Source organism: Burkholderia sp. E168m22 (assembly GCF_001319805.1).
Classification (GTDB): domain Bacteria; phylum Pseudomonadota; class Gammaproteobacteria; order Burkholderiales; family Burkholderiaceae; genus Burkholderia; species Burkholderia orbicola.
Genome location: NZ_BBSK01000084.1, coordinates 121,027 through 137,075 on the forward strand (window position 1 = coordinate 121,027; position 16,049 = coordinate 137,075).

12 protein-coding genes are annotated in these 16,049 nt (G+C 64.8%); 8 read left to right on the forward strand and 4 right to left on the reverse strand.

Translation table 11 applies throughout. The annotated features are described in order from the left end of the window. Positions 1 to 40: 40 nt before the first annotated feature. The 3 genes from AP428_RS19050 to AP428_RS19060 all read right to left on the reverse strand — a co-directional run bounded on the left by AP428_RS19050 (position 41) and on the right by AP428_RS19060 (position 6,541). Positions 41 to 1,456, reverse strand: a complete 1,416-nt coding sequence (locus AP428_RS19050; RefSeq protein WP_011547486.1) for a sugar porter family MFS transporter — start codon at positions 1,454 to 1,456, stop codon at positions 41 to 43. A gap of 656 nt (positions 1,457 to 2,112) precedes the next feature. Beyond that, on the reverse strand, positions 2,113 to 3,051 hold the full coding sequence (locus tag AP428_RS19055; protein WP_011547487.1) for a response regulator transcription factor: 939 nt from the start codon (positions 3,049 to 3,051) through the stop codon (positions 2,113 to 2,115). 67 nt (positions 3,052 to 3,118) lie between these two features. Next, a complete protein-coding gene (locus AP428_RS19060) occupies positions 3,119 to 6,541 on the reverse strand; it encodes an ATP-binding protein (protein ID WP_011547488.1) in 3,423 nt (1,140 codons plus the stop codon). A 224-nt stretch (positions 6,542 to 6,765) separates the two neighbouring features. Between AP428_RS19060 and urtA the strand changes: the two genes are divergently transcribed. From urtA to AP428_RS19100, 8 genes are all read left to right on the forward strand, one after another. Further along, positions 6,766 to 8,040 (forward strand): urea ABC transporter substrate-binding protein, encoded by a 1,275-nt coding sequence (gene urtA, locus AP428_RS19065; protein ID WP_011547489.1) that lies wholly within the window; start codon positions 6,766 to 6,768, stop codon positions 8,038 to 8,040. A gap of 55 nt (positions 8,041 to 8,095) precedes the next feature. Further along, complete coding sequence (gene urtB / locus AP428_RS19070) at positions 8,096 to 9,013, forward strand: urea ABC transporter permease subunit UrtB (RefSeq protein ID WP_011547490.1); 918 nt, start codon at positions 8,096 to 8,098, stop codon at positions 9,011 to 9,013. A 55-nt stretch (positions 9,014 to 9,068) separates the two neighbouring features. Next, complete coding sequence (gene urtC / locus AP428_RS19075) at positions 9,069 to 10,238, forward strand: urea ABC transporter permease subunit UrtC (protein WP_011694773.1); 1,170 nt, start codon at positions 9,069 to 9,071, stop codon at positions 10,236 to 10,238. 3 nt (positions 10,239 to 10,241) lie between these two features. Further along, positions 10,242 to 10,985 (forward strand): urea ABC transporter ATP-binding protein UrtD, encoded by a 744-nt coding sequence (gene urtD, locus AP428_RS19080; protein WP_006478796.1) that lies wholly within the window; start codon positions 10,242 to 10,244, stop codon positions 10,983 to 10,985. A gap of 34 nt (positions 10,986 to 11,019) precedes the next feature. After that, on the forward strand, positions 11,020 to 11,709 hold the full coding sequence (urtE, locus tag AP428_RS19085; protein WP_006478797.1) for an urea ABC transporter ATP-binding subunit UrtE: 690 nt from the start codon (positions 11,020 to 11,022) through the stop codon (positions 11,707 to 11,709). Positions 11,710 to 11,771: 62 nt separating this feature from the next. Beyond that, a complete protein-coding gene (gene fmdA, locus AP428_RS19090) occupies positions 11,772 to 13,010 on the forward strand; it encodes a formamidase (RefSeq protein WP_006478798.1) in 1,239 nt (412 codons plus the stop codon). 37 nt (positions 13,011 to 13,047) lie between these two features. Further along, positions 13,048 to 13,383 (forward strand): FmdB family zinc ribbon protein, encoded by a 336-nt coding sequence (locus AP428_RS19095; RefSeq protein ID WP_011547492.1) that lies wholly within the window; start codon positions 13,048 to 13,050, stop codon positions 13,381 to 13,383. Between the two features lie 84 nt (positions 13,384 to 13,467). Then, entirely contained in the window at positions 13,468 to 14,493 is a 1,026-nt protein-coding gene (locus tag AP428_RS19100) for an aliphatic amidase (protein ID WP_011547493.1), read from the forward strand. 121 nt (positions 14,494 to 14,614) lie between these two features. Here the strand turns inward: AP428_RS19100 and AP428_RS19105 are convergent, their stop codons facing one another. After that, positions 14,615 to 15,784, reverse strand: coding sequence for a porin (locus AP428_RS19105; RefSeq protein ID WP_011547494.1), 1,170 nt, complete (start codon positions 15,782 to 15,784; stop codon positions 14,615 to 14,617). Between the last annotated feature and the right edge of the window lie 265 nt (positions 15,785 to 16,049).

Consider the following 16,049-nt stretch of genomic DNA (forward strand, 5'->3'; position numbering starts at 1 on the left):
GAGAAAGCAGGATGGACGTGACTGGCTTGACCGTGTCCGATCATGAATGGCGCGGCCCGAACGTTCCGCGCTTCAATGCGCGTTCGATGTCCTCGAGGCTGCGACCGCGCGTTTCCGGCACCATCGAATAGATAAATACCCATGCGAGTGCGTTGAGACACGCGTACGCCCACATCGCACCGCCGACACCGAGCCATTTGGTCACGGTCAGTGCAGTGCCGGTCAGCAAGAGGTTCGAGCCCCATAGCATTGCGGCGTGCGCGCCGGTGGCCTGGTTGCGAATCGCGACGGGGTAGATTTCCGCGCCCGTCAGCCAGCCGATGACCTGGATACCGCCGGCGTTGAACACCATGAACGCGATCAGGCAGATGACGATCCACAGTTGCTGCATGGGCAAAACGAAGTCGCCCCGCAGCAGGCAGCCAAGCAGCACGAGGCTGGCTGCCGCGACGGGCAGCGTCGCGAGGCTGAGCGTGCGGCGGCCGACATGGTCGACGGTCAGCTTGCCGATGAAGGTCATCACGAGATAGGTGACGGCGACGCCGAGTGCGGCCCAGAGCGATGCCGACGCGCCGAACCCCGCGTCGCGAAGGAACGTCGGCGTGTAATAGATCATCATCTCGATGCCGCTGAGCTGGGTGAACGCGGCGACGCCGAGGCCGGCAACGAGAGCGGGGCGTACCCAGGGCTCGCGCATCGTGCGCCACCCCGATGTCGCGCCGTCCTGCTGCCGCTCGACCACGTCCCGAATATCGGCAATCTCGTGTCGGACGGCCGCTTGGGATTCCCGCACCTTCGACAACTCGCCATGCGCGTCGGCGATGCGATCCTGCTCGACGAGCCAGCGCGGGCTGCGCGGCAGTCGGGTCATGCCAACCATCAGGATGACCGACGGGATGACCGCGATACCGATCATCGCGCGCCAGGAAAACAGGTCGTTACCCGCGACGCCGATCAGGGCCGCGAGCAGGATGCCGATGCCGATCGAGACGTTGAAGTAGGTCACCAGGCGGCCGCGCTTGTCCGGCTCCGCGAGTTCCGCGATGTAGGTCGGCACGATCTGCGTCGAGCCGCCGACCGCGAATCCGAGCACGAGCCGGGAAGCGGCAAGGGACCACGCGTCGGGCGAGAGGGCGGCAGCCAGCACGCCGGCCGCATAGATCGCCGAGACGATCGTAATGGTCTTGCGGCGTCCGAATGCGGCCGACATGCGGGTGCCGGCCAGCGCACCGATCACCGCGCCGAGCAGGATCGCCGCGGCGACGAGCTCCTGTGCGCGGTAGTCGAGGCCGAAGTCTCGCGCGATGAGGGGCAGGGCGCCAGAAATGATGCCGGTGTCGTATCCGTAGAGCCCGCCGGCGATCGCCGCGATCGATGCGACGGTGCGCATGTAGGCGGACGGGGTGGGCCGGGGGCGGGCCGCGGGTGTGTCGGGAAGGGCGGAATCAGAAGCCATGACGGTTTTCCTTGTGGTGCGGCTCGTCGCACGGGCGAACGAACGCGTAACGTGACGGCATGTGCCCACTCCGGTAACAGGCGTTGCCGCACGTGCGGCAATGCGTCGCTGAAGTCGCGGAGCGGGAAGTCGCGAACGGGCGCTCAGGCGAGCGCGTGGATGTGGCCGGGCGGCGTGCCGCCGCGTCGGGCAGATGGAACGCGCCGACAGGAGGGACTTCCGGTTTGTACGGGGGGTGATTGCTTCGTCATGTCGGTCACCGAGTAGGGAAATCGCTCACGGCCCATCCAAACCGGTTTGGGTCGAAGGCGCGACGATTCCTCTGGTTGAGCACGATCTGGAGCCGCACTTTGGAGCAAGGCGCCAGTGTCTCCTCTGGCGCTTCACGGCCTGCGTGGCAGGCGAACGATTCCGCCGTTGCCCGGTGGAATCGTGACGGTATTTCGGCGGACCAACAGGTCAGGCGCCGAAACAGGGGAGGCCAGCCGAGAGGGGCTGGCGGGCTATGGCCTCGTGGCGCGCGCTACAGGACGCATGTCGCCCGGGGCATGAACAATTATCCAGAATCAGAGCAAAAGATCAAGTTTACGAAATTATGCCCCGGCGGGCGGCCCGATAAGGGTGCGGCAAGTTGACGATCCGGCGATGCCGCCCTGTCACGTGCGCTCGAGCATCTTGATCGCCGCGGCGGCCGCGCCCGCACGGGTCTCGACATGGAGCTTGCGGAACAGGTGTTCGAGATGCTTGTTCACCGTGCGCGCGGCGATGCCCAGAATGTCGCCGATATCGCGGTTCGTCTTGCCGTGCGACACCCAGAGCAGCACTTCGGCCTCCCGCATGGTCAAGCCGAAGCGTTCGGCGAGTGCATTGCAATGCACGGTGTCGTCTCTTTCCTTGAGGATCACGATCCATTCGCCCGGTTCCGGGCCGCGCGTCGCGCTGGCCGAGCGGCGTATCGGGCCCGAGCTGAATTCGTGCACGGCGTCGCCCGGGGCGCCGCGCGCGAGCCAGTCGACGAACCACGTGCGCAGTAGCGCGGGCAGCTGCGTCGGCGCGTCGGTATCGCGTGCGGTCGTGGGTTGCCGGGCATCGGCGGGGGCGTCATGCGCGGTCGTGTATGCAGCGATATGACGCGCAGCCTGCGGGCTCTGCCACCGAATCGTGCCGTCCGCGCCGACGATCAGCGCCGCGCGCGTGTCGAGCGACAGTGCCGCCTCCGCGTACAACTGCGCACGTGAACGCCGTACATGGGCGCCGATGCGTGCGCACAATTCCTCGGGCTGCACCGGCTTGGTCACGTAATCGATGCCGCCTACACGAAAGCCGCGTACGACATGTTCGCTCTCCGTCAACGCAGTCATGAAGATGACGGGCAGATGCTCGTGGCGTCCATCCTGCTTGATCCGCACGCATGTTTCGAAGCCGTCCATGTCGGGCATCATCGCGTCGAGCAACACCACGTCGGGTGTCACGCGCGCGAGGCGTTTGAGCGCATCCTCGCCGGACAGCGCGACGATCACCACGTAGCCGTGCGCCTGCAGCGTGTCGGAAAGAAAGGCGAGGTTCTCCGGCGTGTCGTCGACGATCAGGATCATGGGCCCTTCGCGCAGCCACGCGGCCGGGTCGCCGGCGATCGGGGAGGCCGCGATCGTGGTGTGCGGGTCACGCGTTCGCGCCGCGCGCGAGTCGGTCAAGTTCATGCTCGAGTTCCCTTAGCTGAAAACGTTCCGCCAACGAGCGCAACGCGTCGATTTGATCCCGCAATCCGGGCCGGGCCTCGCGGGCAGCGTCGAGCGCTTCGATCACGCCCTGTACGTAGCCGACTTCGAGATGCGCATGCAGATGTTCGATGAGCTCGCGTGGCCACACGGCGGGCGTGGGCGGCTGTGTCGCCGCCGGTCGCGCGCTGGCGCCGGCGTCCGATGCGATCCAGTCGAGCGCCAGCAGTTGCGCGAGCTTGTCGAGCAGCAGATTCACCTGCAGCGGTTTCACCAGATAGCCCTTGCATCCGGTCGCGCTCGCCCGATCGCGGTCGTCGGCGAATGCGTTCGCGGAGAGCAGCACGATGGGCGCGTTCGACAACTGATTCTCGGAGATCAGGCGGCTGGTTTCGTAACCGTCCATCAGCGGCATCGAAATATCCATGATGATCGCGTCGGCCGTGTGCATCGCCAGCCAGCGCAGCGCATCGGTGCCGCTGGCGGCTTCAGCGACGTCGAAGCCGAGCGGCGTGAGCAATTGCACGACGATGTCGCGCTGATCGTCGAGGTCGTCCACCACGAGAATGGTGCGGCGCGCGCCCGTATAGCCGCGAATCGACGCGAGTTCGGCGTGGGTTTCGGCCGCCGCGTCGACGGCCGGGGCGAACAGGCGCACCACGAAGCGCGTGCCGTGCCCGACTTCGCTGTCCACTTCCAGGCTGCCGCCGAGCGCTTGCGTGAGCAGGCGGCAGATCGTGAGCCCGAGACCGGCGCCGTGATCGTACGCATGGGCCGCTTCGCCGCGTTCGAACGGCAGGAACAGGCGCTCCAGTTCGGCGGGCGGGATGCCGGGGCCGGTATCGATCACCTCGAATTTGAGCGTATCGAGCACGTGGCTGACGCGCAGCGTGATCGTGCCGCTCGACGTGAAGCGGATCGCATTGCCGATCAGGTTGGTGAGGATCTGGCTCATGCACTTCTGGTCGGTGCGCACGGTGGCGGGCAGCCGACCGACTGTCTGCACGTCGAAGGCGAGCGCCTTTTCGAGCGCCTGCGGACGCAGCATCGACGTCAGGTGCGCGACGAAATCGGCGAGGGATACCTTGGCGACGTTCAACTGAAGCTTGCCCGCCTCGATGCGCGCGATGTCGAGCAGGCCGTCGACGAGCGCGAGCAGATGCTCGCCGCTGCGATGGATCGTGCGCACGGCGTTGTAGCGCATGGGCGTGAGTTCTTCCTTCGCCTGCAGCAGTAACTGTGCGTAGCCGAGAATGCTGTTCAGCGGCGTGCGCAGCTCGTGGCTCAAGCCGGACACGTAACGGCTCTTGGCCTGGTTGGCCGATTCCGCGGCGGCGGTCGCGCGCTTGAGCGCCGCGTCGGTTTTCTGATGCGCGTCGATTTCGAGCATCAGCAATTCGTTTTGCCGCTGCGACTCTTCCTGCGTGACGCGGCGGTTTTCGCGCTCCAGCACGAACCACCAGGCCGCGATGCAGCCCACCAGCGAGAGCGCGAGAAAGATATTCAGAAAGCTGCCCGAAAGCGCATGAGCGATCGATGGCCCGGCGGCGCGCATCGAAGTCGCGCTCTGCGCCCAGATCAGATAGAGCACGCTGCCCAGCACCGCGAGCATGGCCAGCACGAGGCTCGCATAGTGAACGAGGCGCAGCGCGGCGGGGCCGAGCCGCGCGCCCGGCAGCACGCGATGCAGCGCGCGGTCGGCCTGCGACGCGAAGCGTGCGTGCGGCTTGCAGCGATCGTGGCAGCGCGAATCGAGCGAGCAGCACAGCGAGCAGATCGTGCCGCCATAGGCCGGGCAATGCGCCGTATCGTCGGGTTCGAAGGTGTTTTCGCAAATCGCGCAGCGCAGCGAAGTGGCGTCGCCGGTCGGTTGCGCGGCGCGGGCAATGTAATAGCGGCCGCGGGTGAGTACCGCGAGCAGCGGCGCGCAGGCGAACGCCGCACCGAACGCGATGAACGACGACATCGCCTGGGCGAGCACGCCGAACAGGCCGCTGTGCGCGAGCATCGCGACGGCGGCCGCGATCAGCATCGCACCGACGCCCACGGGGTTCACGTCGTAGAGATGCGCGCGCTTGAACTCGATATGTCGCGGGCTATAGCCGAGCGGCTTGTTGATGACGAGATCGGCGAACAACGCGCCGATCCACGCGATCGCGATGTTCGCGTAGAGCGACAGCACCTTGGCGATCGCATCGAACACGCCCATTTCGACGAGCAGCAACGCGATCATGACGTTGAACACGAGCCATACCACGCGGCCCGGATGGCTGTGCGTGAGCCGCGCGAAAAAATTGGACCACGCGAGCGAGCCCGCATAGGCATTGGTCACGTTGATCTTCAACTGCGAGACGATCACGAACAGCGTCATCGCGGGCAGCGCCCAGCTCGCGAGCCCCAACGGATCGAGCAGCAGATGATAGGCGACGAGGTACATCTGCGTCGGCTGGGTGGCGTGGGCAGAATCGACTTCGTACTGCAGCGCGATGAAGGCGAGCAATGCGCCGCCCAGCATCTTGAGCGCGCCGGGCACGATCCAGCCCGGCCCCGTCGAGAGCAACGCGAACCACCAGCGCGTGCGGTTCTTCGCGGTGAGCGGCGGCAGGAAGCGCAGATAGTCCACCTGTTCACCCACCTGCACGATCAGCGCGAACACGACCGTCGACGCTTGACCGAACGCGATCAGGCTGAAAGCGCGGCCTTGCGGCGCGAAGCCCGCGAAGGTGGTCCATTGCGCGATCAGGTCGGAATGGCGCCACAGCACGGCTGCGTAGGGCAGCACGAACAGGACGAGCCACAGCGGCTGCGTCCAGCTTTGCAGGCGGTTGATCAGCGTGATCCCGAACATGACGATCGGAATCACCACGAGCGAACTCACGACGTAGGCGATCGCCAGCGAAATATGGAAATACAGCTGAAGCGCGAGCGACATGATGGCCGCTTCGAGCGCGAAGAAAATGAACGTGAACACCGCATACAGCAGTGACGTGACCGTCGAGCCGATATAGCCGAAGCCCGCGCCGCGCGTGAGCAGGTCCATGTCCACGCCGTAGCGCGCCGCGTAATAGCTGATGGGCAAGCTGGTGAGCCAGATCAGCACGGAGACGGCCGCAATGGCCCAGACCGCGTTCGTGAAGCCGTAATTGACGACGAGACTGCCGCCGATCGCTTCCAGCACCAGAAACGACACCGCGCCGATCGCCGTATTGGCCACGCGCAGCTCCGACCAGCGCCGGAACGAGCGCGGCGTGAAGCGCAGCGCATAGTCCTCGAGGGTTTCGTCGCCGACCCAGGCGTTGTAGTCGCGGCGCACCTTGACGATGCGTTGCGTACCGGGCGCGCCCACTGACGGGTGACTCTGGGACATGACGATGATCCGAAATGGTGCGAAAGCGGCACGAGCGGGGCGCGGACGGCACAACGGCGGACCACGCCGCTCAGGAGCGCCCTGCAATGCAAATTACATTCCAGCCCGCGCACCGGGAATACGTCGATTGACGTATTCCGATCCTCAAATTGGCTTCCTACATTGCGTCCAACCTCGACCCAGCCCGCAGCGACCCGCGCCGGGCACCCGATAAGGAGAACGTGATGTCAGCAGACGATCGATTCGATGACGATGCCCGGATGCCTTCGCCGCTGCGCCGGAAAATGCTCGGCGGTCTCGCCGCCGCGCCGCTGATGGCGCTGGGCCTGCCGCGCGGCGCGTATGCGCAGACGCCGCCCACGGCGAAGGTCAACACCACGCGCCTCGCGGTCACGGACACCACGGTGACGGTCGGCCAACTGCACTCGGCCACGGGCACGATGGCGATTTCCGAAACCGGCTCGATCCAGGCCGAGCGCCTCGCCATCGAACAGATCAACGCGATGGGCGGCGTGCTGGGCCGCAAGATCCAGATCATCCAGGAAGACGGCGCGTCCGACTGGCCGACCTTCGCCGAAAAGTCGAAGAAGCTGCTGGAGAACGACCACGTCGCGGCCGTGTTCGGCTGCTGGACCTCGGCCTCGCGCAAGGCGGTGCTGCCGGTGTTCGAGAAGGACAACGGCCTGCTGTATTACCCGACCTTCTACGAAGGCCTCGAACAGTCGAAGAACGTGTTCTACACGGGCCAGGAAGCGACCCAGCAGATTGTCTGGGCGCTCGACTGGGCCTCGAACACGAAGAAGGCCAAGACCTTCTTCCTGATCGGCTCCGACTACATCTGGCCGCGCACGTCCAACAAGATCGCGCGCCGTCATATCGAACAGCATCTGCACGCGAAGGTGGTGGGCGAGGAGTATTACCCGCTCGGCACGACCGAATTCGCGTCGCTGATGAACAAGATCAAGCTGGCGCGCCCGGACTGCATCTTCGCGACCGTGGTGGGCGGCTCGAACGTGGCGTTCTACAAGCAGCTCAAGGCCGCGGGCATCACGCCGCAGAAGCAGTTCCTGCTGACGCTGTCGGTGACCGAGGACGAAGTGCTCGGCATCGGCGGCGACAACTTCGCGGGCTTCTATTCGTCGATGAAGTACTTCCAGTCGCTCGATAACGACAACAACAAGAAGTTCGTCGTGGCGTTCAAGGCGCGCTACGGCCAGAAGTCGGTGATCGGCGACGTGACCCAGGCCGCCTATCTCGGCCCGTGGATCTGGAAGGCTGCGTGCGAGCGCGCGGGCAGCTTCGACGTGGACAAGGTGGTCGCGCATTCGGCCGGCATCGAAGTGGCGAACGCGCCGCAAGGCTACGCGAAGGTCGATGCGAACCACCATCTGTGGAGCCGCTCGCTGATCGGCCAGGGCCAGGCGGACGGCCAGTTCAAGGTCGTCGCGCAGTCGGAGCAGCCGATCCAGCCGAATCCGTTCCCCAAGGGCTACATGTAATCCGTCAACCGCAGCGGCGCGGCGGCCGATGACGCCGCCGCGCGAGGAGCGTTCGATGTCCGCTACCGATATTTTCAACATCACGCTGATGCAGGGCTTCGCCGGTCTGAGCCTCTTCAGCGTCCTGCTCCTGATGGGGCTCGGGCTCGCCGTGATCTTCGGCCAGATGGGCGTGATCAACATGGCGCACGGCGAATTCATGACGATCGGCGCCTATACGGTCTACCTGTTTTCGTGGTTTTCGCAGAACGTCTGGCACGCGCTCACGCCCGTGTATTTCTTCTTCGCGATTGTCGCGGCGTTCGCGCTGGCCTTCGCGGCGGGCTGGCTCGCCGAATGGGCGCTGATCCGCCATCTCTACAAGCGCCCGCTCGACACGCTGCTCGCCACCTGGGGCCTGAGCCTCGGCATGCAGCAGGTGTTCCGCTCGACCTTCGGGCCGAAGGAGGTGAGTCCGGCGCTGCCCGACTGGCTGATGGGTTCGTGGGAACCTACGCCCGGCCTCGACATTCCGGTGAGCGGCATGTTCGTGATGGGCCTCGCGCTGCTGATGACGGGCGGCCTGCTGCTCGCGCTCTATCGCTCGCGGTGGGGCTTGCGCGTGCGCGCCACGGTCGCGAACCGGCCGATGGCGAACGCGGCGGGCATCAACACGCGGCGCACCGATCGCATGACGTTCGCGATCGGCTGCGGCATCGCGGGCGTGGCGGGCGCGGCCTTCACGGCCATCGGCTCGACGGGACCGACGAGCGGCTCGCTCTATATCGTCGATTCGTTTCTCGTCGTGACGTTCGGCGGCGCGGCCAGCTTGCTCGGTACCGTGGCGTCGGCGTTCGGCATCGCGCAGATGCAGTCGATCAGCGAGTTCTTCCTGTCGGGATCGATAGCGCGCGTGCTCACGCTGCTCACCGTCGTGGTGATTCTCATGCTGCGCCCGCAGGGCCTGTTCGCGTCGAAGGTGCGGCGCGTTTAAGCGTGCGTCGATGAACGCGCGTCATTCACAGCTTCATTCGACTGGAGAGATGGACATGGAACCCATCCAACCCGCGGCGGGCACCGTATCCCCGCGATCCCGCCCGGGCGCGCCGCCGGCCGGCTGGCGCGCTCGCGTCGCGCGGCTCGACGCGTCGGGCTACGCGGGCATCGTGCTGCTCGCGCTGCTGATCGTGGTCGTGTTTCCGCTCGCGCTCGACACGTTCCGCCTGAACCTGATGGGCAAGTACCTGACCTATGCGTTCGTGGCGATCGGCCTCGTGATCGCGTGGGGCTACGGCGGGGTGCTCAGTCTAGGCCAGGGCGTGTTCTTCGGCCTCGGCGGTTACGCGATGGCGATGTTTCTCAAGCTCGAGGCGTCCGATCCGGCCGCCACGCACACGCAGACTACGCCCGGCATTCCCGACTTCATGGACTGGAACCAGCTCACCGCGCTGCCCACGTGGTGGAAGCCGTTTCACTCGTTGCCGTTCTCGATCCTCGCGGTGCTCGTCGTGCCGACGGCGCTCGCGTTCGTGATCGGCTACGCGATGTTCAAGCGGCGCGTGGGCGGCGTGTACTTCGCGATCATCACGCAGGCGGTCGCGCTGATCCTCTCGGTGCTGATCATCGGCCAGCAAGGCTATACGGGCGGCGTGAACGGCATCACCGATCTGCGCACGCTGCTCGGCTGGGACATCCGCACCGATCACGCGAAGCTCGTGCTGTATTTCGTGAACGCCACGCTGTTGATCGGTGCGCTGCTCGTCGGCCGCTGGGTTCAGCGCAGCAAGCTCGGCACGCTGCTGCTCGCGATGCGCGACAAGGAAGACCGCGTGCGCTTCTCGGGCTACGACGTCGCGATGTTCAAGGTGTTCGCGTTCTGTCTCGCGGCGATGCTCGCGGCCATCGGCGGCGCGATGTTCACGCTGCAGGTGGGTTTCATGTCGCCGTCGTTCGTCGGCATCGTGCCGTCGATCGAAATGGTGATCTACGCGGCCATCGGCGGGCGCATGTCGCTGGTCGGCGCGGTGTACGGCGCGATCCTCGTCAATCTCGGCAAGAGCTGGTTCTCGGAGAGCTTTCCGAACCTCTGGCTCTATCTGATGGCGGCGATGTTCATCGGCGTGGTGATGGTGTTTCCGAACGGGCTGGCGGGCCTCTACGACGAGCATGTGCGCCCGCGCGTGCGGCGGCTGCTCGGCGTGGCGAACAAGGAGGCGTGAAGCATGAGCAATACCGACTTTCTGCTCGCGATCGAAGACCTGACCGTGTCGTTCGACGGCTTCAAGGCGATCGATTCGCTCAATCTCTATCTCGAACGCGGCGAGCTGCGGGTGGTGATCGGCCCGAACGGCGCGGGCAAGACCACGCTGCTCGATCTCATCTGCGGCAAGACGAAGGAAACGGCGGGCAGCATCAAGTTCCGCAACGAGGAAATCACGCGTCTTGCGGAATTCCGCCGCGTGCGTCAAGGGATCGGCCGCAAGTTCCAGACGCCGTCGATCTACGAAAACCTGAGCGTCGCGCAGAACCTCGAAGTGTCGTTTCCGCGCGGCCGCAGCGTGTTCGGCGCGCTCGCCTATCGCGAGGATACCGAAGTGGCCGATCGCGTGCGCGACGTGGCCGATGAAATCGGCCTCTCCGCCACACTCGATATGGAAGCCGGGCTGCTTTCGCACGGCCAGAAACAGTGGCTCGAAATCGGCATGCTGCTCATGCAGGACCCCGAACTGCTGATGCTCGACGAACCGATCGCGGGCATGAGCGTGCGCGAGCGCGAACTGACGGCCGAACTGCTCGACCGCATCTGCCGCAATCGCTCGATGATCGTGATCGAGCACGACATGGCTTTCGTGGAGCGCATCGCGCACAAGGTCACGGTCATGCATCAGGGGAAGATTCTCGCGGAAGGCCCGATGGCGCAGGTGCAGGCCGACCCGCGCGTGATCGACGTCTACCTGGGCCACTGAGTCCGCCACCGGACGACAACACGGAGAACACATCATGCTGGAAGTCGACGATCTCGTCGTCAGCTACGGCCAGAGCGAGGTGCTGCACGGCATCGACTTTGCCGTCGCGCAAGGCGAAAGCGTGGCCGTGATGGGCCGCAACGGCATGGGCAAGACGACGCTGTTCAAGGCGCTGATCGGCATGCTGCCCGCCAATCGCGGCACGGTGCGCGTGGCCGGCGCCGACGTCTCGAAGGACGAGAGCTACCGCCGCGTGTCGAAGGGCATCGGCTACGTGCCGCAAGGACGGCAGATTTTCGCGTCGCTGACCGTCGAGGAAAACATCCAGACGGGCCTCGAAAACGCACCGAGCCAACGCGTGCCCGACGAGCTCTACGCGTTGTTTCCGGTGCTGTTCGACATGAGAAAGCGCAAGGGCGGCAATCTGTCGGGCGGCCAGCAACAGCAACTCGCGATCGCGCGTGCGCTCGCGACCGACCCGAAAGTGCTGCTGCTCGATGAGCCGACCGAAGGCATCCAGCCGTCCGTCATCAAGGACATCGCCAAGGCGCTCAACCAGATTCGCACGAGCCGCAATATCGCCATCGTCGTGTCGGAGCAGGTGCTGAGCTTCGCGCTCGACGTGGCCGACCGCCTGTTCGTGATCGAGGGTGGGCGCTTCGTGCACCAAAGTACGCGCGATGCGGGCGACACCGACCGCATCCGCGAGTACCTGTCCGTCTGAGCGCGGCGCGGCGTTCGCGCGCCGCGCCGTATGTCAATCCGCGAACCCAAGGAGCGAACGTCATGCCCGAGACTCTCATCAAGGTCGATCTGAACCAGTCGGCCTACGAAAACGAACAGGTGCACAATCGCTGGCACCCCGACATTCCGATGGCCTGCTGGGTCAAGCCCGGCGACGATTTCATCCTCGAAACCTACGACTGGACCGGCGGCTTCATCAAGAACGACGACAGCGCCGACGACGTGCGCGACATCGACCTGTCGATCGTGCACTTTCTGTCCGGCCCGGTGGGCGTGCACGGCGCGGAGCCCGGCGACCTGCTGGTGGTCGACCTGCTCGACATCGGCGCGAAGGCCGATAGCCAATGGGGCTTCAACGGCTTCTTTTCGAAGACGAACGGCGGCGGCTTTCTCACCGATCATTTCCCCAGCGCGCAGAAATCGATCTGGGATTTTCATGGTGTCTACACGAGCTCGCGCCATATTCCGGGCGTGAATTTCGCGGGCCTGATTCACCCCGGCTTGATCGGCTGCCTGCCCGATCCGACTCTGCTGGAAACCTGGAACGCGCGCGAAACCGGCCTGATCGCCACTGCGCCGGAGCGCGTGCCGCCGCTCGCGAATCCGCCGTTCGCGGCCACCGCGCACATGGGCAAGCTCGCGGGCGACGCGCGCGACCAGGCCGCCGCGCAAGGCGCGCGCACGGTGCCGCCGCGCGAGCATGGCGGCAATTGCGACATCAAGGATCTGTCGCGCGGCTCGAAGGTGTTTTTCCCGGTGTACGTGGATGGCGCGGGCCTGTCGGTCGGCGACCTGCACTTCAGCCAGGGCGACGGCGAGATCACGTTCTGCGGCGCGATCGAAATGGCCGGCTGGGTGCATATGCGCGTGAATCTCATCAAGGGCGGCATGGCGAAATACGGTATCCGCAACCCCGTCTTTCAGCCCAGCCCGATCACGCCGACCTATAACGACTACCTGATTTTCGAGGGCATTTCCGTCGACGAGCAGGGCGGCCAGCATTATCTCGACGTCACCACCGCGTATCGCCAGGCGTGTCTGAACGCCATCGAGTATCTGAAGAAATTCGGTTATTCGGGCGCGCAGGCGTATTCACTGCTGGGCTGCGCGCCGGTGCAGGGGCATATCAGCGGCGTGGTGGACATTCCGAACGCATGCGCGACCTTGTGGCTGCCCACGCAGATCTTCGACTTCGACATTCGCCCGAATGCCGACGGCCCGATCCGGTACATCCAGGGCGGGGTGGATCTGCCGTGTTCGCCGGATCTCGCGAAGGCGTGAGCGACACACTGAAATCACGCAAGAACAGGAGGCCGTCATGCCAATCTACGACTTCGAATGCGCAAGCTGCGGGCCGTTCTCCGTCATGCGCCGCATCGCGGATCGCGAACAACCAAGCTGCTGCCCCGACTGCGGCGCGCAAGGCGACCGTGTCGTCAGCGCGCCCTCGCTCGCGCTGATGGGCGGGGCACGCCGTGCCGCACACGCGACCAACGAGCGTGCCGCGCACGCGCCGCGTCAGTCCGGCGACGGGCCGCCACTGCGCCATCGGGCCGGTTGCAGTTGCTGTTCGGGCGGCGCGGCGAAGCTTGCAGGCACGGCGTCGGACGGCCTCAAGCGGCCGGCGGGACGGCCGTGGATGATCAGCCACTAAGGTGTGCCGCGCGCGAGTCGATGCCTGGAAGCAGCGGCCGTCGCGCGCGGCGTCAACGTGTACGTGTTCGAGGAGGAAAGCGTCATGCGACATGGTGATATTTCGAGTAGCCGCGATTGTGTGGGTGTCGCGGTGGTCAACTACAAGATGCCGCGTCTGCACACGAAGGCGGAGGTGCTCGACAACGCGCGCCGTATCGCCGACATGGTGGTCGGCATGAAGCAGGGTTTGCCGGGCATGGATCTCGTGGTGTTCCCCGAGTATTCGACCCACGGCATCATGTACGACCGTCAGGAGATGTTCGATACGGCGTCGACGATCCCCGGCGAAGAGACGGATATCTTCGCGGCGGCATGCCGCAAGGCCAACGTGTGGGGGGTGTTTTCGATCACGGGCGAGCGCCACGAAGCGCATCCGCACAAGGTACCGTACAACACGCTCGTGCTGATCGACAATCGCGGCGAGATCGTGCAGAAGTATCGCAAGATCATGCCGTGGACACCGATCGAAGGCTGGTATCCGGGCGACCGCACCTATGTGACGGACGGCCCGAAGGGCCTCAAGATCAGCCTGATCATCTGCGATGACGGCAATTATCCGGAGATCTGGCGCGACTGCGCGATGAATGGCGCCGAGCTGATCGTGCGCTGCCAGGGCTATATGTACCCGGCGAAAGAGCAGCAGGTGATGGTCGCGAAGGCGATGGCGTGGATGAACAACACCTACGTCGCAGTGGCCAACGCCACCGGCTGGGACGGCGTGTATTCGTACTTCGGCCATTCGGCGATCGTCGGGTTCGACGGGCGCACGCTCGGCGAATGCGGCGAGGAGGAAATGGGCGTGCAGTATGCGGAGCTGTCGCTCGGCATGATTCGCGACGCGCGGCGCAACATGCAGTCGCAGAATCATCTATACAAGCTGCTGCATCGCGGGTACACCGGCACGATCAACTCCGGCGACGGCGTGAACGGCGTCGCGGAGTGCCCGTTCGGGTTCTATCGCGACTGGATTACGGATCCGGACGCCACGCGTCGCCGTGTCGAAGCGCTCACGCGCACAACGCCTGGTACGCCGGAGTGCCCGATCGAAGGTATTCCACACGAAGGCTGAGTGCATGCGCCCGGGTGTAATCGGGCGAATTCCTGAAGGGAATTCGCAGCGGTTTCGATCGACTCACCGGCGCCCGCACCGAAGCCGCGCCGAGCGGGTTCCGGTGCGGGACTCTGACGGGTTAGAAGCGATGCACCATGCCCATGCGATAGACCATCTGGTTTGGCCCTGACGACGCGCCAGCCGACGCGTCCACGATCTGGGCATCGTCAAAGCTGGTCCCGGTACGGGCGCTGACGACATGCTGCCACGCGCCTTGCAGATACAGCGAAGTGCGCTTGCTCAGGTCATAGTCGAGCATCATGCCGATCTGGTGCCACTTGGGGACATATTTCGTGTCGGACGTGTACAGATGCGCGATGGTAAACGTGTAGGACGCTCCCAGCCAGAGGGCATGAGTAAAGTAATACTGAGCATTGAGTTCGAAGTTGTCGAATTTCCAAGCGTTCCACGTCGCGCCGTTTTGCAGGGCGGTATTGTCGATCCACGCATTGCCGGCGGGGTTGTAGACATCGACATGGGACCACGCGGCGCCGACGAGTACGTGGGTAAACTGGTAGGAAGCCGCTACGCCGATGTCCTGCTGCGACGAGCCGTTGAAGAGATCGCCACTGTTGACCGCGCCACCCGCCGCGAGCCCGGGATTGTTGAGCTTCAGGTAGGACGCCGCCGCAGTCAGGTTGCCGCTCTGGTAGTTCAGCGTGGCGCCCCAGACGCGATTGTTCGAGAATCCGCCGGGCTGGTTGCTGAAGCCGTACATTGCTTCCGCGGTGAGTCCGCGGTATGTCGGGGTCACGTACTTGACGGCATTGTTGACGCGGAAATCCCAGTCCGTATTGTCGTTGTCGAACGGGTGGGTCGCGATGTCGCCGGCCCAGTTGCCGGCCGCCGTGATGCCGCCGAAGCCGAGCGCGTCGACGCTGGTATCGTACTGGCGTCCGAGCGTGAGCGTGCCATACCGTGACGACGACAGGCCCACGAACGCTTGACGGCCGAACATGCTCGAATCCTGACCGAGCTTGCCGCTGTTCACGTTGAAGCCGTTTTCGAGCTGGAAGATGGCCTTGTCGCCGCCGCCAAGGTCTTCACTGCCTTTCAAGCCCCATCGGCTGCCGAATGTGTCTCCGCTCGACATCTGCCAGGCGCGATGACCGCCTGCATTGCTCGTGAAGTTGAGGCCTTCGTCTATCAGCCCGTATAGCGTGATGCTCTGCTGGGCGTGCGCCGTGCCTGCGAGCAGGAGTGCCGGCGCGAATACGTACCAGGGCAGTTTCTTCGATCGACGTTTCATTTAGTTCCTCTGACGGTGGGGTGGGGCAGTCGGCGCTGGATGGCGCTGACTTCGATGTCGTCCCGGAATGCGATCTCGGCGGACGAGGCAGTGTAGGCAGAGGAAAAGCGGTCGCCGCAACGTGCATGGAAAGACTATTTTTCAGTATTCGAAAGTGTCATGCGCCGAGGGATCTCACGCGGAAAGGTGGGATGCCTTGGAGTCGCATGACGATCGAACGCCTTGCGATGTGTTGTTTTCTATCTTTCGACGATTGACATGAAGA

Excerpts from the sequence above, each read along its gene's own strand:
- AP428_RS19060 (WP_011547488.1), bottom strand. The coding sequence starts at position 6,541 with ATGTCCCAGAGTCACCCGTCAGTGGGCGCGCCCGGTACGCAACGCATC.
- urtC (WP_011694773.1), top strand. The coding sequence starts at position 9,069 with ATGGAACCCATCCAACCCGCGGCGGGCACCGTATCCCCGCGATCCCGC.
- urtD (WP_006478796.1), top strand. The coding sequence starts at position 10,242 with ATGAGCAATACCGACTTTCTGCTCGCGATCGAAGACCTGACCGTGTCG.
- fmdA (WP_006478798.1), top strand. The coding sequence starts at position 11,772 with ATGCCCGAGACTCTCATCAAGGTCGATCTGAACCAGTCGGCCTACGAA.
- AP428_RS19055 (WP_011547487.1), bottom strand. The coding sequence starts at position 3,051 with ATGATCCTGATCGTCGACGACACGCCGGAGAACCTCGCCTTTCTTTCC.
- urtE (WP_006478797.1), top strand. The coding sequence starts at position 11,020 with ATGCTGGAAGTCGACGATCTCGTCGTCAGCTACGGCCAGAGCGAGGTG.
- urtA (WP_011547489.1), top strand. The coding sequence starts at position 6,766 with ATGTCAGCAGACGATCGATTCGATGACGATGCCCGGATGCCTTCGCCG.
- AP428_RS19105 (WP_011547494.1), bottom strand. The coding sequence starts at position 15,784 with ATGAAACGTCGATCGAAGAAACTGCCCTGGTACGTATTCGCGCCGGCA.
- AP428_RS19050 (WP_011547486.1), bottom strand. The coding sequence starts at position 1,456 with ATGGCTTCTGATTCCGCCCTTCCCGACACACCCGCGGCCCGCCCCCGG.
- AP428_RS19095 (WP_011547492.1), top strand. The coding sequence starts at position 13,048 with ATGCCAATCTACGACTTCGAATGCGCAAGCTGCGGGCCGTTCTCCGTC.
- urtB (WP_011547490.1), top strand. The coding sequence starts at position 8,096 with ATGTCCGCTACCGATATTTTCAACATCACGCTGATGCAGGGCTTCGCC.
- AP428_RS19100 (WP_011547493.1), top strand. The coding sequence starts at position 13,468 with ATGCGACATGGTGATATTTCGAGTAGCCGCGATTGTGTGGGTGTCGCG.